The sequence below is a fragment of the Maribacter sp. 1_2014MBL_MicDiv genome, assembly GCF_001865655.1.
Taxonomy (GTDB): domain Bacteria; phylum Bacteroidota; class Bacteroidia; order Flavobacteriales; family Flavobacteriaceae; genus Maribacter; species Maribacter dokdonensis.
In genome coordinates this window covers 1,863,750-1,883,663 of the sequence record NZ_CP011318.1, presented here as the reverse complement: position 1 = coordinate 1,883,663, position 19,914 = coordinate 1,863,750, and the positions used below count along the sequence as shown (strand labels likewise).

Here is a 19,914-nt window from a genome sequence, read left to right as displayed (position 1 = left end):
AGATACGGGGTTGGGTGCAGTTATTTATTCGTATGTTTTTAAATGCTTTATATAATTATTTAAAAGTCCTCTTATTTGTTCAGCTGCAACTGGGTTTGCTGAATGTACTTTAAATTCTAAATTTCGTAAATCAAATCCTGATTCATAAACCAACCATTTAGCAGCAGCCAAACCATCAGGCGCTACTTTCCCGTCTTCACCAAGTCCAAGGTCATTATCAAAGCTTATGTAATTTGGAAGTCCTTTTGTTTTTATATAATCCACAAAAGCAGAGTAGGTACGAACAATATCAAATTCCGACTCCGTTGATTTATCATAAACCATTTCTATACTTCTGACATCGTCTAAAAAGAGTTTCTTCATTTTGCTTTTAGGTAATCCTGAAAAATTAGAGCAATTGGCTATTTAAATAGAACAGCAGTTAACATTACCGAAGCTATTGTTCCAAATAAAACTACTCCCGATATAACTAGATTTAATTTACTTTCTACTTTCTTAATTGTAGTTGAATTTTCCATAGACACTTAAAGTTTAAATTTTACCTGTTCTAAATTAATCATTATTACCATAAAAACCCTCGCACTTCATAGTATTAGTTTTGGTAAGATTTGGGTTTTGATTCTGACTATGAAAAATGTATTACAATATTTCTAGAATTATATATATTCTGAATAGAAAAATGGTAATAAAGCGATTTAGTTCGAGATAATTGATAATTACTAAAGATTCGGTGAAAATGAATTTAAAATGAAGATTTTTTACAACAATGCTCTAGTTACAATTATTTTTCTTGATTAATCTTAACACAATCCATAACCAAATCAATTTTAAAAGATCAGTTTTAAGAAAAACCTTATAAAAATTGCAGCTTAAATCTTTATTTAATTAGTTTTGATTTGTAATACACTTACGAATAAATAATTATGTTAAGCTTAAAAGCAAAAACACTTGACGACTTATTGTACAATGTACTAAAATCATTAATTGAAGAAGGGTTGGACGTTAATCCAACTAAAGGTAAAAATAAAGAAATATTTGGTGCTTGTCTTGTATTAGAAAACCCTAGAGCAAGATTGAGTCAAACGGAGTCTAAAGGAAAAGCTTTTAGCGCAATTGGAGAATTATTATGGTATTTGTCTGGTTCAAATAATTTAGATTTTATTGAATATTACCTTACCAAATATGGAGATTATTCTGATGATGGTAAAACAATACATGGGGGATACGGTCCAAGATTTTGGAATAACAACAACTGTGATAATCAAATTCAGAATATAATTGATTTACTAAGTAAAAAAAGAAATAGTAGAAGAGCGGTAATTCAACTCTTTGATTCTAGTGATTTAAGCGAGGAGTATAATGACATACCTTGTACTTGTACAATGCAATTTGTAATTAGGGAAGGTGCATTGAAAATGTCTGTTTATATGAGGTCTAATGATGCTTATATTGGATTACCTCATGATATATTCTGTTTTACAATGCTTCAAGAGATTATAGCTCGAGAGCTAGGTGTAGAATTAGCTGAGTATTATCATTTCGTTGGTAGTTTACATTTGTATGATAATAGTCTAAAGTTAGCAGAAGGTTATTTAAAAGAAGGTTTTCAATCTTTAAATGTTGAGATGCCTAAAATTCCGGACGGTAGCCCTTTTGAGCAAATTAATCTTGTTCTAGAGATAGAAAAAACCTTAAGAGACGGGAAAGTAATTGATATCGATAATTATAAAAACCTTACTAAATATTGGAAGGATATCGTATTATTGTTACAAATACATTCAAAATTTAAAGCTAAAGATTATTCAAGTATAGATTCGTTAAAAAAGCAACTTATTTACATAGATTATGAGCAAATTGTGGAAGACAAATTAAGAAGAATAAGATTATAAGAAAATGATAAGTGTTTTAAACTATATCTTCAAAGAGTTTAATGAAAAAAACTTAGAAAACTTACAGATTATTCCATGGTCATCACCTATTGTATGCTTTGGTAATCTAAAAAAAGCAAAAATTGCCACGTTAGGTATTAATCCAAGTGATAAGGAGTTTATAAATAATGATGGTATTGAATTAAAGGATGATAATAGAAGGTTTCATACATTAAATTCGTTTGGATTAGAAAACTGGGTAGATGTAGATTCAAAACATCTAAAGGAAATTAATATAAGTTGTGAAGAGTATTTTTCGCGAAATCCTTATGACAAATGGTTTAAAAGACTCGATTATATAATATCTGGAACTTCAAAATCTTACTATTTTCCGTCATATGAAGCATGTCATTTAGATTTAGTTCCTTGGGCCACAAGGCTCAAATGGTCTAGCTTAAATCTAAATGAACAAAATAAATTACTAAAAAACTCGTCTCCAATTTTAGGCTCAATTTTGAGAGAGTCTAACATTCATGTTTTAATTTTAAATGGACAGTCTGTAGTTACTAATTTAGAAAAAATAACTTCTAAAGTTTTTTATAAAAATGAAGTCTCAGAATGGAATTTAAAAAGAAAAAATTCAAATGACGTAAAAGGTTATAGTTATAATGGAATTATAGAAGAAATTGGAGGGATTTCACTCGATAAAAAAATATTGGTGTTGGGTTATAACCATAATATCCAAAGTAGTTTTGGAGTTACAAAAGAAGTACAGAAATCAATAAGAAATTGGATTGCTAAACAATTAAACAGAGCATTTTGAAATGAAAAAAACGGATAAAGAACTTTACGATAAAATAGACGAAAAACTATCTACATTTCATGAAGTACCACTACCAGGAATTGATTCTGAAGAAAAAAAAGAATGTTTTATACGTCAGATTGTTGACAGTATTAAAAGAGTAAAATATTTACAAATAATAGCTAAAAGACAAAGCACCGAAGACGTAGCTAACCCTTTTAATCCAACATTTAATCCATTTTTAGCAGCGGTTTGGCATAAGCAACAAGGAAATCTAGATGAAGCTTTTTGGCTGGTTTTTTTAGCCACCCACTTTGGCAAAGATAATACTCATGGATGGGGTTTGTTAATTAGCGTTTACGGTAAACTTGGTTCTTCCAGCTTTTGGTCTTGGGATGCAATCAAAGATAACATTGATGATTTTAAATTATGGCTTTATGAGAATAATGATTTAGTTAAGGCTAAAGGCAAGTTTAGTAATCATAGAAAATTTCAAAGTTTAAATGCTTATTCACCGACAGGAACAGGTTCTACTGTTCAAACTTATCTAAATTGGATAGGAAAGTCTCATTTTGATTTTGTAAAAGAAGCTACAACTAAGGAGTCAAACCCAAGAAAATTATTTAATGAACTTTATCGTTCGATGGATTCCGTTATTGGATTTGGAAGGCTAGGCAAGTTTGACTTTTTAACTAATATAGGGAAACTAGGACTTATAGATATAGTTCCCGATTCTACATATATGTCAGGATCAAGCGGTCCTAAAAAAGGAGCTGCTATATTATTTGGTGTAAATACCAGTAACAAAAAATATGATGAATGGTTCGCCCTTTTAGAGAAACATTTAGAAATTAAATTTGGAATGCAGGTTTTGGAAGATTCTGTATGTAATTGGCAAAAAGATATATTAAACTACAGTTATTTTTCTGGTTAAATATTAGTAGTTCAAAACATCATTTATTTCATCCCATTTGAAGAATCTCTTATAGCCATTTAAGTATTGGGGAGATACGATTTTGTTATACTGCATTTGACCTACAACAATACCAGGAGATATTCCCATCTTGGAAGCGAACTCAATTAATTTTCTTTTGTTGCTTTTTATTGTTTTTAATTCTCCTTTAAAGTTATAAGGTATTAAAACTTCAGAAGCAAAACTATTAGCTTCCATTTCTTCATCGCTCTGGACGTATGCTTTTCGGTCAGTTACCTCTATATGTGTTCTATTTTTTTCATGCAATATTAAGTGTCCTGCTTCATGAAAAAATGTAAACCAAAAATTATCATCTCTTAAATATCTAAAACTTAACTGTAAAAGAGCTTTTTGATTTGATATGAATTTAGTCACTCCACTTGCCGGGCAACCTTTGGGTGTAGGAACAATGGCTACAGCAACACCACAAGATGCACAAATACTAATAAGTTCTGGAATGAATTTTCTAGGATTTTTCTCTCTAGTAAGTTTTTTTATCTCATCTAACTTGTCGATAAATAACTCTTTATTCCAATTATCACATTTAATGTTTTCTGCAATTAACTCTCCTTTTCTCAACCAGGTAGCAATAGAAGTACTTTTAGATTCAATGTTTGGTGAAATCCTAAAAGCAGGATTACCATTATTAATATTATATTTTAGGTTCCATGTTTCAATATCCGGTACGTTAAAGAAAGATAAACAATCTTGAAAAAGATTTTCTGATTTTTTAATCCAACCAAAATTCAACATATCTTTTATAGGTAATGTTTTTACCCAAAGATTTTGTTCATCTTCAATGGAAGATAAATAATTTGACACTTCACGAAATTGATTTTCTCTATTTATCCAAAAATCAGAAGAAGCACCTAAAGTATTTTGTAATCTAATGGCTATTTTCTCATCAATTCTATTTTGACCGTTTAAAAGTCCTTTAATTTTTGTTTTTGAAAGACCCATTTCTTTCTCAAACTCATTAATAGAAATAGATTTTTCATTTAAAATATCAATTATAGTATTACCCGGAGCGGAATTCCAATTAGGTTTTAAATCTGCCAGTCGATTCATTATAGTTGTGTGATTTCTTGAATTTTAATTCGAGTTATGTTAGACCAATCAACACTACCATCCTGCAACTTAGGAATGGTCAAGTTGTTGGGTAAGAAAAGTATAGCTAAACCATCGTGTAAATCTACTTTGTAAGTTAGCGATTTTTTGTCAATTGGTGCAGGCCTTCCAACAATTAATTCTAAAGGGGATTTAGCAGAAAACATATCTGCGAGCCTATTCTGTAGTTGGATTGAAGCCTTAAGTCCAATCTTCAACATAGCCTTTTCCTTATCCTCGCATATTTCACGAATTTCAATATTACTAAAGGATACCTTCAATTATTAATAGTTAATGTGGTCCATTTTTTCAGCTGCGAATATATAACTATTGACAGTAGGTATTAAAAATTTTTACCATTATCTCTATGATAATAAATAAATTAAAAATTTTCATTTAGTTTATTTACAATTGGAATATCAGCCGGGGCTAAATTTTTATCAAGTATATTATTTAATTCCATCCACTCATATCTGTCATGATCTAAGAGTTTAATTTCAGTTTCTATAAAAATGCATTTATAGGCAATAAGTTGGATTGTGAAATTTTCATATTCATGGATTACTGTGGTGTAATAGTTTAATTTTTTAACTGAAATTGATAATTCTTCATCTAATTCACGAATTAATCCGCATTCTGGCTTTTCATTTAATTCGATTTTACCGCCTGGGAACTCCCAAAAACCTGCTAAATGTTTGTTAGGGCTTCTTCTGCATAGAAGTATTTTGTCACCATTATAAATGATTCCGCAGACTACTTTCATCATAGTTTTATCAGTATTGACTAAAATCTCTTTAAGGTTGTCATTTATAATACACTAAAAAATAGTCAAATATCTTAAATAAACTATTCAGATTTTTCTTTTTGATAGAGTCGATTACTATTTAGTTAGTAAAAGCCAAGATAATAAATCCACATTGTTTAATATCTAGACATATTAATTTTTAATAAACTTATAAAGGAAGAAATTTATTATTAAGTTTTGTCAAAACTTAATAGATTTTAATGTAAAAGTGATTCACAAGCATCATCAAGAATAGTACTTCCTAAATTTTTCACATAAGCTTTTGTAACTAGAACACTTGAATGACCCATTGATTGACTAACAATGTCAATTGAGGTTCCACTTTGTACTAAACAATTAGCAAAACTATGACGAGCAGCATAACTTGTAAATGATTTGTTGATGTCGCAAAGTTTTGCAATTTGCTTTAAATCTTTATTGTACTCTTTCAACATTTTCTTCTTCCTTTCTTTGATTTGTTCCGAACTATAATCTTCCCTGTAGAGGATAGGAAACACATAATCTGTATGATTTCCGTTCAATTGATAATAATTAAGTATTTCTTGAATTGGCGGTAATATTTTTATATTGAAATTAACCTTTGTTTTATTTCTTGTGTAATAGATTCTATTCTCAGAAATATTACTCCATTTTAAAAGTGCCATATCTATAAAGTTCATTCCCCTTGTGTAAAAACTAAATAAAAAGTAATTACGAGCATTGGTGAGTCTATTTGAATTCAAATTTTCTAAAGCCTCGATTTTATTAATGAACTCTTTTGGCAACGCTCTTTTTATTGGACTAGATTTTAACTTTGAAATTTTATAAACTGCAAAAGGATATCTATTTTTCTTTGCAAAACCTCTCCTAATAGCTGAATTATATAATGCTCTAAGAGCTCTCATTTTAACCCCGATTCCTCCATTTGTTCCTCCGTTTGATCGTAGAAATACTTCATATTTCTCAAGAAAATACACACTAATTTGACTAAAAAAAAGCTTTTCACTTCCATGAAATTTTGAAAGAGATCGTTTTGTATCCTTATTTACATCCGCATTTCCAAACTTTTCTGAACTTTCCATTTCAGCAATTATTTCGTTCCAATATTCAAAAACCGAAAGAGTTTCATTTGATGCAGTTCTAAATTTAGCTTCAAACTCGTCTAAAGTAAAATTGATGTCCTCCTCTTCAAATTCAAGAAGGATAAGCCGGGCTTTAAGTTTAATTTTTTCAAGTTTTGTGTTCAAAATAATTGCATTATTATGATTGGATTTGAATAAGCCCTCTTTTGAATCCCATGTTTTAGGATTACCAAAAACCCCCAGACTTATAATTTTTACCTTTCTATTTTTTATTATTTGAAGAACTATCGGATACTCTCCATTTGAGTTTGCTTTATTTTTTAGCTTAAGTTTTATGCTTGCCATAATTTAGTGTTAGGTCGAACATGGGTCGAACATTTATAGAACTTTTTAAAATTCAATAGAACTAAATAAAAATTAAATTGACTGTAAATCAAGGCAAAGACATGGAATAGAAATGAATAGAAAGAATTGAAAACAAAAACTTTCTGACTCATAATCAGGTGGTCCCTGGTTCGAGTCCAGGTGGGACCACATATAAAACTCCTTTAAAATCACTAGATTTAAAGGAGTTTTTTTATTTCAAACCATGTCTTCACATACTTAACATTCTATACAGCACAATACTTAACAAATTCTATATCGGTGCATGTCATGGAGATTTATACCAACGTATTGAAAATCATAACGCAGGTGTTTATGGTTCAAAAAGCTTTACCTCGAATACAAATGATTGGGTTTTGTTCTTAAAGTTTGATTGTGATGATTATACCCATGCAATTCGCCTAGAACGAAAAATAAAATCAATGAAGAGTAGCGTTTACATTCGGAACTTGAATACATATGCAGAGCTACGAGATAAGATATTTAATGAAACCAGGAGCAGCTGATGCTCCCGATAGCTATCGGGACAGGTGTTCAACTTTTGGATAGGTGGGACCACTTTTAAAACTCCATTAGATCATTTGATGTAATGGAGTTTTTTTATTTCAAACCATGTCTTCACATACTTACATTCTATACAGCACAACACTTAACAAATTCTATATTGGTGCGTGTCATGAAGATTTAGACCAACGTATTGAAAATCACAACGCAGGTGCTTATGGTTCAAAAAGCTTTACCTCGAATCACAAACATAAATTACACTTAGAGCTACTACTAATAGGCGCATTATTCCTGTTCTTGTTGAGAAGAATTGTTAAAAATAAAGTGATTTTAACAATATCAATCTTTCCACATGTAAGTAGATTTTATCTTTGGATAAACCATTTCCTCAAAAACACCCCCATCAAATCACGAACTCTGAAATTAACATTTCTTTTAACATAATCTTTGTTTGTAAGATTTACGCAACTCTTTACTATTTCTTAATTTCCTAGTTCAAACAAACTAATTCAAAAAATGACTACAAAAATCTCTTGGTACAAGGCGGCATTGCTGACCCTTGTACTAGCCATTTCGTGTATGCCCATGACCATGGCGCAAACCGTACCTTCACCTGAAGACGTTTTTGGCTTCAAAGTCGGTGCCGATTATAAATTGGCAGACTACAGCCAAATTGAAGACTACCTTTCTAAACTAGACGCTTCATCTAATCGTGTCAAAAAAGTAGAAATTGGAACTACGGTACTAGGTAGAAAAATGTACATTCTGTTTATTTCTAGTGAGGAAAACCTAAAAGATTTAGATAAATGGAAAGACATTAGTACCAAACTAGCCCGTGTTCAGGTTTCTGACGAAGAAGCCATGAAATTATCCGAGGAAGGAAAAGCTGTGGTTTGGATAGACGGTGGTATGCACTCTACAGAGTTGGCACACGGTCAAATGACCTCTGAGTTTGCATATACCTTGGCTACTTCAGAAACTACCGAGATTAAAAAAATTAGGGATAATGTAATTACGATATTAATGCCGGTAATGAATCCTGATGGGTTGGATATTGTTGTAGACTGGTACAAGAAGAATTTGGGTACTGCTTATGAAACGTCTCGTCCGCCAATTTTATATCACTATTACATGGGGCATGATAATAACAGGGATTGGTTTATGAATACCATGCCAGAAACCTATAATGTAACTAAGATTTTGTACAATGAATGGTATCCACAGATAGTATATAACCACCATCAATCTTCACCATCTTGGACAAAAATATCATTACCACCATATGCAGATCCTGTAAACCCAAGAATACACCCGGCAATCACTGCCGGTGTAAGTGAAGTAGGCTCTGCAATGACCAAAAGATTTTCATTGGAGAATATGCCAGGTGCCATTGCCGATAATTTTTATACCATGTTCTGGAACGGTGGTGGGCGTACCGTGCCTTACTATCACAATATGATCGGTATTTTAACGGAAGTTGGGCATACCTCGCCAACACCTAGATATTACGATCCAGAAAAATTACCGAAAACGGTAGCAGGTGGCACACCTACAGATGGTACTGATATTATGTATCCGGACCCTTGGAAAGGTGGCGAATCTCATTTTCGAGATGCCGTAGACTATATGCTGACCGCAACTTGGGCAACTCTGGATTTAGCAGCTGATCGTAAGAGCAACTACTTGTACAATATCTATAAAATGGGAGCTTCTGCAATTGAGAAATCAAAAGAGGAAGGTCCGTTCGCATATGTAATAGCAAAAGAGCAGTGGGATGCTTTTGAATCTGTAAACCTGGTAAACGTATTGTTAAAAGGGGGAATTGAAATTGAAAAAGCCACTAAGAATTTTGAGATTAACGGAAAAAAATATGAGAAAGGTTCGTATGTAATTTACACTGCGCAAGCCTTTAGACCGTATTTAATGGATTTGATGGAAAAGCAGAATTACCCAACGCGTTTTCAATATCCAGGCGGTCCACCAGACACTCCTTATGATCTAGCCGGTTGGACATTGCCCATGCAAATGGGTATTGCAGTAGATAAAATTGCAGAACCTTTTAAGGTAAGTACAGAAAAAGTGCTAGCTTCTGCACCGTACTATGAAGGTGGTGTAAAGGGGAATGCTTCCTTTGGGTATCTATTAAGTGCCAATAGTAATGCATCTGTTGCTGTGACCAATAAAGTATTAAAAGCAGGCGGTACGGCACATAAAACCAAAGCTGCGTTTAAGTCGGGTAAAACTGAATATCCTGCTGGGTCATATATTGTTTCGGGCGGTAGTGCATCTATAGATGACTTAGCGGCAGAATATGGTTTAGAAGTTGTTGGATTATCTGCCGAGCCAAAAGTGGAAATGACCAAGGTACATACGCCAAAAGTAGGATTGTATAAATCTTGGGTTTCCAATATGGATGAAGGGTGGACACGCTTTATCATGGATGAATATTCGTTCGAGACCGATACGCTTCACGATACAGACATACAAACAAAAGATTTATCGCAGTATGATGTACTGATCATACCATCGCAACGCGCAAAATCAATTTTACATGGTAACTCACCATTAAAAATGCCAGAGAAGTTTACAGGTGGTATTGGTTTAGAAGGTTCGCTTGCCTTGAGCAAATACGTAGAAAATGGCGGGACTTTAATGGCTTTTGATGCTGCCAGTAATTATGTGATAGAGCAATTTGGTTTACCCCTAAAAGACGCTACCGAAGACACAGATAGCAAAGAATTTTTTATACCGGGTTCATTGATCAAGACAGGTATAGATACCACGCATCCGTTGGCATTTGGTATGCAAGATACCGTTGCTGTATCCTTCAATAAAAGTCGTGCCTTTGTTATTGATAAGCAAAGTAAAAAAGGCGAAGGTGGTACAGAAGATATAAAAGATGCACCTGCTCCAGAAGTTGAGGTAATTGCCACCTATGCGGAGAAAGACCTTTTAATGAGTGGCTGGGCAATGGGCGAGAAAAAGTACATTGCTAAAAAACCAGCTATGGTCAAAGCAACATACGGTAAGGGTTCTGTTGTGTTGTTCGCATTTAGGCCACAATTTAGAGCACAACCAAGAGGTACCTATAAACTAATATTCAATACTATTTTTGAAGGAGCCGCAGAATAGTATTAAGTATATGAATTAACATAGAATAAAGTGATATAATCTTTCAATAACGGAAAGGTTAGGTACCAAAAATGCCCATCGAATTTCGGTGGGCATTTTTTATTTATTTTTTTTCGAATCAAAATATTCCTACAAACACCGTGGTAGTTGACCTCGTTGAATTATTACGGATTTCCGTAATAAATACATTACAATATTTTTAAAAGCTAATGGTTAAGTATAGACCTAACAATAAATAAAATCAAAATTTAAACATGAGATCAATTAAACACTTATTACTATTTTCATCTGTTGCAATCCTTAACTTTAGTTGTGATGATTCTACCTCAGATGAGTTTGAAGAAGTAAACGGTAAAGTAGAAACAAAGCTAATAAGCTCAATAGATGTGGCGTCTGCCGAAAATTCAGATGATAGCAGCAGTATTATATTTTCTTATAATAGCGAGCTACAGTTGAATTCTATTTTTGATGGAACAGAAACCACTAATTTCATTTACGAAGATGGAAATTTAGCTAATGTTTCCGGTAATGTAGACAATGGTAATGTAGAAGAATTATATGAATCACCGTATGATGCTTTTGAAACCGGCCAAGTAGAGGAATATGATGAAAATGGCAATCCATCAGTGATCAAGTTTATAGAATATGACTATGATTACATGACCGGTGAAGAAGAAGTAGTGTATTACACCGCTGAAATCTCTTATGATGATAAGCCAAACCCATTTTATAAAACTGCAGAAGCAGCAGGTTTGATCGATGTTATGGATCAAACTAGATTAAATTTTGCGGCAGCACCACAAGCAGAAGAAATTGTAAGGGCCAAAGCATTGTTCCCAAACAACAATCCGTCACAAGTACTATATAAAAATGAGGAAGGTGAAATAGAGTACACTATTAATATGTCATATACTTATGACGGTGATTACCCTACAACTGCAACGGTTTCAACAGTATCTGAGCATTCAGATGAGAATGAAACTTACGTTACCACATTTTCTTATGTAGGTGAATAAAAAGTAAATTGGATAAATTAAAAAGCAGCCTAATCGGCTGCTTTTTTTGTTTTATATCATTTCTGGTAATTAAATACCATTGAATTTATATCTGATTTTTGTATTTCCTAATTAAATGTTAAATTGAGGCTGCCCTTAATATTAGTATACTAAAGTTCCCCCAGAATCTATTAGTGTTGCTCTTTATTAATGGTCTTTTTTTACCCTTTGTTTGCAGAAAACTTTTCACCTTTACCTCAATTAAAAAAATGCTATCAGAAATGAATGTAGCAGAGGTTTAGCATTGACAATTCATTGGCGTGATAAATAATTTTTCAATTAACTTTCATAGGTATATGTGTTGGGTAAGGTATTTCAATGCTCAAATTCAAAAGAATATTCCTAAATTTAGGCAAACACTAAAATAAATGCATTTGTAAACAATGGCAAAAATTGAAATTAAAGGTTCCCCCGAAGAGCTAGAAAGAGTAGCCACTTTCTTGGCAAACAATAACGTAAAATTTGATATTGTCAATGATTACGGAAACCACTCTTTAGAAGATTTAGATAAGTATGCGCATTTAAAATCAAGGTTCTCTGACCCAGTGCCAGAAAATTAGGATAAGATATGAAAGGCTTACAACAAATTAAATCTGAAATAGATCAGCTGGCTAACAATAGCAATAAGACCGAGTTAGAAGTGGTTGATGCTCTACATAAATACTACTTCAATAAAGCCGTTACGGCAGAAATAAAACATTACAAAAAGAAAACTAAAAAGGTGGCGCAAATTACCAAAGACCTTAAAATAAGTCACCGTAGGTTTTATAAAATATTGGAAGATAAAAAAGTAGAGTTTACCAAATACAACAAGTCTAAGGACGATGTTGAAGAATAGCGGTTATACCTAATCATGGACTTGCCAAATAAGAAATGAAATGACCAAAGAAGCCTTAGCTAAATTAAGTACCCAAGAACTGGTTAATAAGTATACTATGGCAAAAACTATTGTATGGCTTTTTTCAATTATTTTAATCTTAGCCTTGCTTTTTTGTTATTTACATTTCTATACAAGATGGCTTAACTCCGTTATTGGCAGTTCCGTTGGCATTATCGGCAATTATTCCGTTGAATGTAAAGCATATGAATGCCTTTAAAAAGGAATTGGATTCCAGATTGTAAAAACACCTCAGAGCAAGCCCATGAGGTATTCAAAGGAAACAAACTATTAAATTCGAGGCAAGCCTCAGGGTAGTATACCCTTTGACGGTGCCAATAAATAAGGTAATATGAGAAAAGCAATTTTTATTATTGGTATGGTTATAGCAATAATTGAAATAGCCTATAGCTTTGTTAGCAACAGTGAAACAGGTCAGTTTTTTGGAATTGACATGAATATCTGGATTTTCCGTTTGATATGGGTTGCCCTATTTGGTGTGGTATTTAACGGGTATCTTAAGGAAAGCAAGAAAGGATAACTCCTTAAGAATTTGCACAAATTTAACCTTATTGTGGTTTAATCTGATACAAAGAGGCAATTACGTTCAACTGTTAGTAAACACTATGTTTTTCGACTCACACCCCATATGAAAAAGAGGAAGTTCAAAATTAGCGATATCATATTTGTGGTGTTCATTTTACTGCTGTTGATTCCACAGACCAGAACACCTATTCAAGTAGCGGTCAATAAACTAAGAGTAGCAGTTTGGTCGCCCAGTTTAGAAGACGCCAATGACCAAAATCAAGTGGCGCCATTTCAATACGCGGTTACAGATTTGCAAGGTGCTTCAAGAAATGTTGCCGTTGGTGAAGGCAAGGTTACCTTCATTAGTTATTGGGCAACATGGTGCCCGCCATGTATTGCAGAATTACCGGGAATTCAAGAATTGTATAAAGACTTCGGGGACAAAGTCAATTTTCTATTGTTGACCCATGAAGAACCAGAAATTGTGCAGCGGTTTGTTCGTAAGAAAGGCTATGAGCTACCTATCTATTTTCCACAAATACAGACTCCGGAAATTTTACAAGAAAATAGTATACCTACCAATTATGTCATTGATGCCCAAGGTACCATTATCATTAAGGAGACCGGTGCAGCGGATTGGAACGGTTCTAAAGTGAGAAATTTGCTGAATGAGTTGTTGGCAAAGTAATAATTTAGAATAAAAAAAAAAGCCGAAAACTGAATTCCGGCCTTTCCCACATTTCCCAATCAAAGAAACATCAATCAATCATTTCACTAAGTATTTTTCCACCTTCATTGAAAACAACGTCCTTTTCGTTGTTCCATCCTTTTTCAAGTTCTACTTCATATGTTGAATTTCCATTTACCGTAGTTTTTTCAATGGAATCTACTTTATACCCGGCATAGTTTCCGCTTATGGCCGTTTTAATTGTTTGTGGTAATTCTGCTTCGGTCATTTCTTGTTTCGTTCTCGTAGCAGTACCATCTGTAGCGTACCATATTTCATGTTCATTTCTATTCATATCGAATTCTACTTTATAAGACTGCCCGTCCATTTCCCACTCCACATCGGTAGCCTGAGGAAAACTTTTCTGAAAATTCTGTTTTAAATTTGCAGGTACATTATCAGGGTTCATATCCTGCGCAAATATTGAGAATGCACCAAGTAATGTAAAAGCTGCAGTTATTATATTTCTATTCTTCATGATCAGATAATTTTTAAATTCAGTTCAAAGAAAAGGATCAAATCTAGAAGAAATTGGGAATGGAATTGATGTGCTCAATTTTAACAACTATTTAGTACTGCAACATTATTCCCATATCTTTCTAGAATTCTTTTATATTATTGATGCAAATAATGATGCCATGAAAATTCTAATTATAGAAGATGAACCCCAAATGCTACAGAATATGCGCCAAACGTTAGAGCGTGAACAGTATACTGTAGAAACGGCTTCTGATTATGAAACGGCAAAATCTAAAATTGGCATTTACGATTATGATTGTATTTTATTGGATATCACCTTGCCCGATGGGAACGGACTGGAATTGTTAAAACTTGTAAAACAACTTGGTAAGGATGATGGAGTAATCATTGTTTCGGCAAAAGATTCTTTAGATGATCGTATTATGGGCCTTAATTTAGGAGCGGATGATTATTTGCCAAAACCCTTTCATATGGCCGAGTTACATGCACGTGTAAACGCCATTGTTCGTCGTAGAACTTTTGACGGTAATAAATTTATAGAAATCGGTAATGTAAACATTGATCCAGACAGTAGAAGCGTGCATATCAATGAAAAAGAAGTAGTACTTAACAGAAAGGAATATGATGTACTGTGGTATATGGTAGCCAATAAAACAAGGCTGGTGACCAAGACCGCATTGGCAGAACATGTTTGGGGCGATCATATTGACCAAACCGATAGTTTCGACTTTATTTATTCGCAAATAAAGAATTTACGTAAAAAGCTGTCAGATGCAGCTGCTACAATTGAAATTGAAGCGGTTTATGGTGTTGGTTATAAATTACTGGTCTTATAAGCAGCAGGTACTATGAAACTTCTAAACCACACCACAAAATATTTTGCCTTACTACTCATAGTTCTCATTTCCGTTTGGGCGGTTATCTTCTATTTTGCTATGATAGATGAGGTGTACGACAGTTTAGATGATGGCTTGGAAAACCAAAAAGAACTAATTATTGATGCGGTAAAAATAGATCCCAGTTTATTGCAGGATACGGAGTTTGGGGTAAACAACTATACCATTAAAAGGGTAGCTCCAGTTAGTCATGACATCAATAAGGATAGTTATCGCGATACTTTAATGTACATGCAGAATGAAGATGAGTTTGAGCCCATTAGAATGCTTGAAAGTACTTTTGTGCAAGATGACACCTATTATAAGATCAAGCTTATAACGTCAATGGTGGAAGAAGATGATCAAATAGAGAACCTGTTTACTTATTTGGTGGGGCTGTATTTGGCGTTGGTATTGAGTATTGTGGTCCTTAATAATTTGGTCTTGAAAAAGGTGTGGAAACCTTTCTACTCCTTAATTGATAAATTAAAAGGATTTAGAATTGAAAGAGATGAACCTATCCAACAAGAGCCCACGGATATAGATGAGTTTAACTTACTGAACCAAAGTGTAGAAAAGTTAACCAAGAAGTCTCGCGATAGTTATATTGCACAAAAGGAGTTCATTGAAAATGCCGCACATGAGTTACAGACCCCGTTGGCCATTGCAATGAATAAACTAGAACTTCTATTGGAGAAAAATGAACTTACAGGGCATCAGACCCAAGAAATAGGAGGAGTTCTTGATAACCTCACCCGTTTAACACGCCTGAACAAGTCGCTATTATTACTGTCTAAAATAGATAACCGTCAGTATTTGGAAGAGGAGGATATTGATTTTAATGCACTTATAGAGAAAGTCGCGGCAGATTTTTTAGATTTTGCAAACCATATGAACATGCAGGTCAATGTAATATCTAATGCCAAAATCCGGTATACCATGAATACCGATTTGGCAATTATAATGGTCAACAACCTCATTAAAAATGCCATAATCCATGGCGAAGAAGGTAAGGAAATAGCTATTGTAATTGATGAAAATAGTGTAACCATCAAAAATTATGGTAAAGAGAAAGCATTGGATTCTGGCGAATTATTTTCACGATTTAAAAAGGTTTCTACAGATAGCCGTTCAACAGGGTTAGGTCTCGCCATAAGTAAAGCTATTGCTGATAAATACAACCTACAATTAAGGTATAGCTATAGCCGGCAACACCATTTTATGATCCTATTTAAGGTAAAGGGTTAAGGTTTTTATAAAAAACGGATCAAAGCGCATTAGTTCCTATTTCTTTACATATTTGAAGGCTATTTTTATATAAATAGTTTTAAATAAAGGAATTATGACAACTAAGAATGCAACATTGAATATGGCTAAAGTAAAATTTTGGACCATTACAGCCATTGTTTTAGGTATGGGTTTCCTTTTTATGAACTTTAGAGATTGGTTACCCTATGATAGTGCTAATAAGGCAGTATATGAAATTTCAGAAAGATGGGAGTTGCCGGCAGAATTACGGGAAGTTTCAGGTATTTCATGGATAAGTGAACATCAAATAGCTGCAATACAAGATGAAGACGGTATTATTTATATCTATGATCTTGAGCAGAGAAAAGTAGTAGAGGAAATTGAATTTGGCAATGCAGGTGATTATGAAGGCCTTGCTGTAAAAGGAAACAATGCCTATGCGCTTGAAAGTGATGGTACAATAACCATTATTGAGAATTTTCAACATAAGGATAGGAAGGTTACCGAGTATAAAACCAGGTTTAATGAAAAGAATAACATGGAAAGTCTTTGGTTGGATTTATCCGCAAATCAACTATTGATGATCCCCAAAGACCGTGATATAGATGCTGATAATACAAAAGGTGTTTATGCCTTCTCATTAAGCGAGTTCACTATGGGTTATAATCCAGTAATGCAACTAGATATGGATGATGAGGTATTAAAACACTTTAGGGAGAAAAAGATTTATAATAATTTTAGACCATCTGATATTGCAATTCATCCCCAAACAAAAGAAATATACATGCTAGAAGGGGCTAAACCCAAACTGTTGATATTGGATAAAAACGGAGTGGCAAAGAATGGGTATAGTTTAAGCAAGAAAGTATTTCCGCAACCAGAAGGCATTACTTTTAGCCCAGATGGAGACCTGTATATCTCAAGTGAAGGAAAAAAAGATGGTGTGGGCACCATCACAAAATTAAAACTGTTGCTTTAATTATATGCCAAACAAAGAAGACGATACAACTAAAAGTAAACTACCGTTATATATCTCTATAGGTATTTTGGTGGTGTTGGTAGTAGCTTATTTTGTAGTACCCAGTGTACAAGATTTTTTAAATGAAGCATGGTCTGTCTTAACAAGTGATAATGAAGAGCGCATTCAGCAATGGGTATCTGGTTTTGGATGGTTTGGTCCGGTAGTACTGGTGTTGGCCATGGTAGCCCAACTCTTTCTTTTGGTAGTGCCCAGTATTTTGCTAATGGTTGTTTCGGTATTGGCCTATGGTCCCGTTTGGGGCAGTGTAATCATCATTGTTTCCGTATTTGCCGCTTCTACGGTAGGTTACTTTATAGGTAGTTATTTTGGCGATGCATTCGTGAAGAAAATTATAGGAAAGAAATCTGAAAAAAAAGTAGCATCATTTTTAGATGACTATGGGTTTTGGGCCGTAATTATTACCAGGTTGAATCCCTTTTTATCAAATGATGCCATAAGTTTTGTTGGTGGAGTTCTAGGTATGGGGTACTGGAGGTTCATGGGGGCAACGTTGGCAGGTATATTGCCATTGACCATATTCATAGCCGTTTTTGGTAAAAATATAGACGACTTAAAAATGGGGTTGCTATGGGGTTCATTAGTGAGCTTGCTGTTTTTTATAGCTTACGTTTGGTATGATAAAAAGAAGAAACCAAAAAACAAGAAACTTAGCCAAGAGCATTCTTAATGTACTTAGCCATATAGTGTTTACGGTCCAGTGCTTTTTCCGCAAAATTAAAGAGACTAAGACAACGGTCTAAATTCTGATTTTCGTAGCTGACTTTGTAATATGTATTGTTGTTCAAATAGTCGGTCAACGCCCGTAAGCCATGAATAAAGGGCATAAATACAGCACCAAGCGGAAGACTTTCCTTTTCGGCTGATGATAAAAAGGGTCCGTAAGATGCCAGGCCGTCTACGAAGGAAGTAAACAATGCTTCGTTAAATGTAATTAAGCTATGATCTTGCTCATCTTCGGCAGCAGTATTGACAATGGTTCTAATGGCATCACCAAAATCATAAAAGAAAAATCCCTGCATTATAGTGTCCAAATCAATTAGGCACAATGCTTTTTCAGATGTTTTTGAGAAGAGAATATTATTAAGCTTTGTATCATTATGGCAAACTCTAATGGGTAGGCTACCTGTATTTAAATGGGCAAGCTCGGTTATAAAATGCTGTGCTTTTTTAATAGCTTTATCGGCAACATTAAGCTTTTCTTTGGTAGCATCTTGCAAGGCTTGTTTAAACTCATCTTTTCTGTGAGACAGCTTATGAAAATTTGGCAACGTGTCTTCAATAAGAGTTGTATCAATATGTTGTAATAGTTGATGAAACTTACCAATAATACGGCCTGCCTCAAATGCGGTAGTTGGGTGGGTAGTGGTATTATACGTAGTACTGTTGGGAATAAAGGTCATCATTCGCCAAAACTCATCGTTTTGAACAAGATAATTTTTGTCGCTTCTCGTTTTTAGAAAAGTTATTTGTTCATAGTCATCAGCATTTAGAATGGGCAATGTAAATTGAATATTTGCCATTAAAATACCGGCATTTTTAAATACCTGCGTGTTGATTTTCTGAAGGATATACTGCTCACCATCATCTTCTTTTACTAAATAAGTGTCATTGATAAGTCCGTTATTAAGTGGTGTCCACTGGGTAGAATTACCGTTGAGGTTGAATTCAACCAGTATTTTAATGATAGATGCCGAAGTCATTTGTACGAAGCAAGTTTAAGCATTTAAAGGTATAGAAAAAGGGGCTTTTGCGATAAAATAAATATACTTGTTTGATGATGAGTCGCGAATATTTAGTAAGAATATTCTTTAATTTATGCAGTTGGCCTAATAATAATACGATTTTGAAAATAAAGTAGTTAGTATCATTACCAATTATAATTCCCCCAAGAATGAACAAGATTAAAACCTGTTTAAAGGTGGCTGTATTATGTATTACTTCTACCTATGTACACGCCCAATGTGAAGTTTTTAAGAGTGAAATTAGCGATGTACAGCATTATATGCAGCAAGTGAGTCAGCTTTCAGATTCGCTGAGTACTTCTGCGGAAATTGCCGCTTTTGATGCTTCTTTGACCAAAGCAAGAAAGAACACTAAAACTGTAATGCTTTTAATGGGACAAGCGGTTAACGCTGCGGATGAGGCCGTAATTTTAGCATCTGAAGCGCAATACGATTCTGAAAGTTGCGGTTTGGCAGAAGCCATTAGCTATACCATAGATGCTGAAAAGCATGCTATAGATACGAGAGACTTTTCTGCAGAAGCTTTTGAAAATGTAAAGAGTGCCACAAAAGCGCGTAACCTAGGAAATTTACAATATCATATGCGCATTGCGCAACGCTTAATAAAAGAGGCGCAAGAGTCTGCAGATGCTTCTGTTTACGCTGCGGATAATGCACATTACAGTTGTAGCCATGATCAGGATCACGCAAGTTTAGAGAAGTAA

General features: G+C 33.8%; 24 protein-coding genes. 17 read left to right on the top strand and 7 right to left on the bottom strand.

Features of this window, described 5'->3' with window-relative positions; translation table 11 throughout:
* Window positions 1-24: 24 nt before the first annotated feature.
* Window positions 25-363 carry a cyclic-phosphate processing receiver domain-containing protein gene (locus YQ22_RS07945; RefSeq protein ID WP_071340752.1) on the bottom strand — a complete coding sequence of 113 codons (339 nt, stop codon included), beginning with the start codon at window positions 361-363 and terminating at the stop codon, window positions 25-27.
* Window positions 364-923: 560 nt separating this feature from the next.
* On the opposite strand from YQ22_RS07945, the gene YQ22_RS07940 reads away from it, so the two are divergent.
* The 3 genes from YQ22_RS07940 to YQ22_RS07930 are packed head-to-tail and all read left to right on the top strand — an operon-like array spanning window position 924 to window position 3,604.
* Window positions 924-1,889 carry a thymidylate synthase gene (locus tag YQ22_RS07940; protein ID WP_198033525.1) on the top strand — a complete coding sequence of 322 codons (966 nt, stop codon included), beginning with the start codon at window positions 924-926 and terminating at the stop codon, window positions 1,887-1,889.
* 4 nt (window positions 1,890-1,893) lie between these two features.
* Entirely contained in the window at window positions 1,894-2,691 is a 798-nt protein-coding gene (locus YQ22_RS07935; RefSeq protein ID WP_071340750.1) for a hypothetical protein, read from the top strand.
* A gap of 1 nt (window position 2,692) precedes the next feature.
* Window positions 2,693-3,604, top strand: a complete 912-nt coding sequence (locus YQ22_RS07930) for an alpha-glutamyl/putrescinyl thymine pyrophosphorylase clade 3 protein (protein WP_071340749.1) — start codon at window positions 2,693-2,695, stop codon at window positions 3,602-3,604.
* A 3-nt stretch (window positions 3,605-3,607) separates the two neighbouring features.
* Here the strand turns inward: YQ22_RS07930 and YQ22_RS07925 are convergent, their stop codons facing one another.
* The 4 genes from YQ22_RS07925 to YQ22_RS07910 all read right to left on the bottom strand — a co-directional run bounded on the left by YQ22_RS07925 (window position 3,608) and on the right by YQ22_RS07910 (window position 6,961).
* Window positions 3,608-4,711, bottom strand: a complete 1,104-nt coding sequence (locus YQ22_RS07925; protein WP_071340748.1) for an ImmA/IrrE family metallo-endopeptidase — start codon at window positions 4,709-4,711, stop codon at window positions 3,608-3,610.
* The gene (locus YQ22_RS07920) at window positions 4,711-5,031 is read right to left on the bottom strand and encodes a hypothetical protein (protein ID WP_071340747.1); all 321 of its coding nucleotides are present in this window, start codon (window positions 5,029-5,031) and stop codon (window positions 4,711-4,713) included. The genes YQ22_RS07925 and YQ22_RS07920 overlap by 1 nt, the downstream gene beginning before the upstream one ends.
* A gap of 101 nt (window positions 5,032-5,132) precedes the next feature.
* Window positions 5,133-5,516 (bottom strand): (deoxy)nucleoside triphosphate pyrophosphohydrolase, encoded by a 384-nt coding sequence (locus YQ22_RS07915; RefSeq protein WP_071340746.1) that lies wholly within the window; start codon window positions 5,514-5,516, stop codon window positions 5,133-5,135.
* Window positions 5,517-5,752: 236 nt separating this feature from the next.
* Complete coding sequence (locus tag YQ22_RS07910; RefSeq protein ID WP_071340745.1) at window positions 5,753-6,961, bottom strand: site-specific integrase; 1,209 nt, start codon at window positions 6,959-6,961, stop codon at window positions 5,753-5,755.
* A gap of 158 nt (window positions 6,962-7,119) precedes the next feature.
* Here YQ22_RS07910 and YQ22_RS19435 point away from each other — a divergent pair, with 158 nt between their 5' ends.
* The 9 genes from YQ22_RS19435 to YQ22_RS07880 all read left to right on the top strand — a co-directional run bounded on the left by YQ22_RS19435 (window position 7,120) and on the right by YQ22_RS07880 (window position 13,784).
* Window positions 7,120-7,506, top strand: a complete 387-nt coding sequence (locus tag YQ22_RS19435; protein ID WP_198033524.1) for a GIY-YIG nuclease family protein — start codon at window positions 7,120-7,122, stop codon at window positions 7,504-7,506.
* Between the two features lie 106 nt (window positions 7,507-7,612).
* Entirely contained in the window at window positions 7,613-7,948 is a 336-nt protein-coding gene (locus YQ22_RS19430) for a GIY-YIG nuclease family protein (RefSeq protein WP_083414212.1), read from the top strand.
* 72 nt (window positions 7,949-8,020) lie between these two features.
* Window positions 8,021-10,636 carry a M14 family metallopeptidase gene (locus tag YQ22_RS07905; RefSeq protein ID WP_071340744.1) on the top strand — a complete coding sequence of 872 codons (2,616 nt, stop codon included), beginning with the start codon at window positions 8,021-8,023 and terminating at the stop codon, window positions 10,634-10,636.
* A 254-nt stretch (window positions 10,637-10,890) separates the two neighbouring features.
* Window positions 10,891-11,652, top strand: coding sequence for a hypothetical protein (locus tag YQ22_RS07900; RefSeq protein WP_071340743.1), 762 nt, complete (start codon window positions 10,891-10,893; stop codon window positions 11,650-11,652).
* A 422-nt stretch (window positions 11,653-12,074) separates the two neighbouring features.
* Window positions 12,075-12,251: a hypothetical protein gene (locus YQ22_RS19085; protein WP_156894545.1), complete on the top strand. Its 177-nt coding sequence runs from the start codon at window positions 12,075-12,077 to the stop codon at window positions 12,249-12,251.
* Window positions 12,252-12,259: 8 nt separating this feature from the next.
* Window positions 12,260-12,529 carry a hypothetical protein gene (locus YQ22_RS07895; RefSeq protein WP_058104618.1) on the top strand — a complete coding sequence of 90 codons (270 nt, stop codon included), beginning with the start codon at window positions 12,260-12,262 and terminating at the stop codon, window positions 12,527-12,529.
* A gap of 40 nt (window positions 12,530-12,569) precedes the next feature.
* Entirely contained in the window at window positions 12,570-12,788 is a 219-nt protein-coding gene (locus tag YQ22_RS07890; RefSeq protein ID WP_071340742.1) for a hypothetical protein, read from the top strand.
* Between the two features lie 132 nt (window positions 12,789-12,920).
* On the top strand, window positions 12,921-13,109 hold the full coding sequence (locus YQ22_RS07885; RefSeq protein WP_071340741.1) for a hypothetical protein: 189 nt from the start codon (window positions 12,921-12,923) through the stop codon (window positions 13,107-13,109).
* A gap of 108 nt (window positions 13,110-13,217) precedes the next feature.
* The gene (locus YQ22_RS07880; RefSeq protein WP_071340740.1) at window positions 13,218-13,784 is read left to right on the top strand and encodes a TlpA family protein disulfide reductase; all 567 of its coding nucleotides are present in this window, start codon (window positions 13,218-13,220) and stop codon (window positions 13,782-13,784) included.
* Window positions 13,785-13,854: 70 nt separating this feature from the next.
* Here YQ22_RS07880 and YQ22_RS07875 read toward each other — a convergent pair whose 3' ends face one another.
* Window positions 13,855-14,301: a PepSY-like domain-containing protein gene (locus tag YQ22_RS07875; protein WP_071340739.1), complete on the bottom strand. Its 447-nt coding sequence runs from the start codon at window positions 14,299-14,301 to the stop codon at window positions 13,855-13,857.
* A gap of 160 nt (window positions 14,302-14,461) precedes the next feature.
* Between YQ22_RS07875 and YQ22_RS07870 the strand changes: the two genes are divergently transcribed.
* The 4 genes from YQ22_RS07870 (at window position 14,462) to YQ22_RS07855 (ending at window position 18,135) form a co-directional block, all read left to right on the top strand.
* Window positions 14,462-15,139 (top strand): response regulator transcription factor, encoded by a 678-nt coding sequence (locus YQ22_RS07870; protein WP_071340738.1) that lies wholly within the window; start codon window positions 14,462-14,464, stop codon window positions 15,137-15,139.
* Between the two features lie 12 nt (window positions 15,140-15,151).
* Window positions 15,152-16,426 (top strand): PorY family sensor histidine kinase, encoded by a 1,275-nt coding sequence (locus YQ22_RS07865; RefSeq protein WP_071340737.1) that lies wholly within the window; start codon window positions 15,152-15,154, stop codon window positions 16,424-16,426.
* A gap of 94 nt (window positions 16,427-16,520) precedes the next feature.
* Window positions 16,521-17,405, top strand: coding sequence for an SdiA-regulated domain-containing protein (locus YQ22_RS07860; protein ID WP_071340736.1), 885 nt, complete (start codon window positions 16,521-16,523; stop codon window positions 17,403-17,405).
* Between the two features lie 4 nt (window positions 17,406-17,409).
* Window positions 17,410-18,135, top strand: coding sequence for a TVP38/TMEM64 family protein (locus YQ22_RS07855; protein ID WP_071340735.1), 726 nt, complete (start codon window positions 17,410-17,412; stop codon window positions 18,133-18,135).
* On the opposite strand, the gene YQ22_RS07850 is transcribed toward YQ22_RS07855, so the two are convergent.
* Window positions 18,116-19,168 (bottom strand): phosphotransferase enzyme family protein, encoded by a 1,053-nt coding sequence (locus YQ22_RS07850; protein WP_071340734.1) that lies wholly within the window; start codon window positions 19,166-19,168, stop codon window positions 18,116-18,118. The two genes, YQ22_RS07855 and YQ22_RS07850, sit on opposite strands and share 20 nt — an antisense overlap.
* Before the next feature lie 191 nt (window positions 19,169-19,359).
* Here YQ22_RS07850 and YQ22_RS07845 point away from each other — a divergent pair, with 191 nt between their 5' ends.
* Complete coding sequence (locus tag YQ22_RS07845; protein WP_071340733.1) at window positions 19,360-19,914, top strand: hypothetical protein; 555 nt, start codon at window positions 19,360-19,362, stop codon at window positions 19,912-19,914.

What these genes read in the sequence shown, in the direction of transcription:
- YQ22_RS07930 (WP_071340749.1), top strand. Translation starts at nt 2,693, where the DNA reads ATGAAAAAAACGGATAAAGAACTTTACGATAAAATAGACGAAAAACTA.
- YQ22_RS07935 (WP_071340750.1), top strand. Translation starts at nt 1,894, where the DNA reads ATGATAAGTGTTTTAAACTATATCTTCAAAGAGTTTAATGAAAAAAAC.
- YQ22_RS07940 (WP_198033525.1), top strand. Translation starts at nt 924, where the DNA reads ATGTTAAGCTTAAAAGCAAAAACACTTGACGACTTATTGTACAATGTA.
- YQ22_RS07925 (WP_071340748.1), bottom strand. Translation starts at nt 4,711, where the DNA reads ATGAATCGACTGGCAGATTTAAAACCTAATTGGAATTCCGCTCCGGGT.
- YQ22_RS07885 (WP_071340741.1), top strand. Translation starts at nt 12,921, where the DNA reads ATGAGAAAAGCAATTTTTATTATTGGTATGGTTATAGCAATAATTGAA.
- YQ22_RS07890 (WP_071340742.1), top strand. Translation starts at nt 12,570, where the DNA reads ATGACCAAAGAAGCCTTAGCTAAATTAAGTACCCAAGAACTGGTTAAT.
- YQ22_RS07845 (WP_071340733.1), top strand. Translation starts at nt 19,360, where the DNA reads ATGAACAAGATTAAAACCTGTTTAAAGGTGGCTGTATTATGTATTACT.
- YQ22_RS07860 (WP_071340736.1), top strand. Translation starts at nt 16,521, where the DNA reads ATGACAACTAAGAATGCAACATTGAATATGGCTAAAGTAAAATTTTGG.
- YQ22_RS07850 (WP_071340734.1), bottom strand. Translation starts at nt 19,168, where the DNA reads ATGACTTCGGCATCTATCATTAAAATACTGGTTGAATTCAACCTCAAC.
- YQ22_RS07875 (WP_071340739.1), bottom strand. Translation starts at nt 14,301, where the DNA reads ATGAAGAATAGAAATATAATAACTGCAGCTTTTACATTACTTGGTGCA.
- YQ22_RS07870 (WP_071340738.1), top strand. Translation starts at nt 14,462, where the DNA reads ATGAAAATTCTAATTATAGAAGATGAACCCCAAATGCTACAGAATATG.
- YQ22_RS19430 (WP_083414212.1), top strand. Translation starts at nt 7,613, where the DNA reads ATGTCTTCACATACTTACATTCTATACAGCACAACACTTAACAAATTC.
- YQ22_RS07895 (WP_058104618.1), top strand. Translation starts at nt 12,260, where the DNA reads ATGAAAGGCTTACAACAAATTAAATCTGAAATAGATCAGCTGGCTAAC.
- YQ22_RS07900 (WP_071340743.1), top strand. Translation starts at nt 10,891, where the DNA reads ATGAGATCAATTAAACACTTATTACTATTTTCATCTGTTGCAATCCTT.
- YQ22_RS19085 (WP_156894545.1), top strand. Translation starts at nt 12,075, where the DNA reads ATGGCAAAAATTGAAATTAAAGGTTCCCCCGAAGAGCTAGAAAGAGTA.
- YQ22_RS07865 (WP_071340737.1), top strand. Translation starts at nt 15,152, where the DNA reads ATGAAACTTCTAAACCACACCACAAAATATTTTGCCTTACTACTCATA.
- YQ22_RS07855 (WP_071340735.1), top strand. Translation starts at nt 17,410, where the DNA reads ATGCCAAACAAAGAAGACGATACAACTAAAAGTAAACTACCGTTATAT.
- YQ22_RS07945 (WP_071340752.1), bottom strand. Translation starts at nt 363, where the DNA reads ATGAAGAAACTCTTTTTAGACGATGTCAGAAGTATAGAAATGGTTTAT.
- YQ22_RS07915 (WP_071340746.1), bottom strand. Translation starts at nt 5,516, where the DNA reads ATGATGAAAGTAGTCTGCGGAATCATTTATAATGGTGACAAAATACTT.
- YQ22_RS07910 (WP_071340745.1), bottom strand. Translation starts at nt 6,961, where the DNA reads ATGGCAAGCATAAAACTTAAGCTAAAAAATAAAGCAAACTCAAATGGA.
- YQ22_RS07905 (WP_071340744.1), top strand. Translation starts at nt 8,021, where the DNA reads ATGACTACAAAAATCTCTTGGTACAAGGCGGCATTGCTGACCCTTGTA.
- YQ22_RS07880 (WP_071340740.1), top strand. Translation starts at nt 13,218, where the DNA reads ATGAAAAAGAGGAAGTTCAAAATTAGCGATATCATATTTGTGGTGTTC.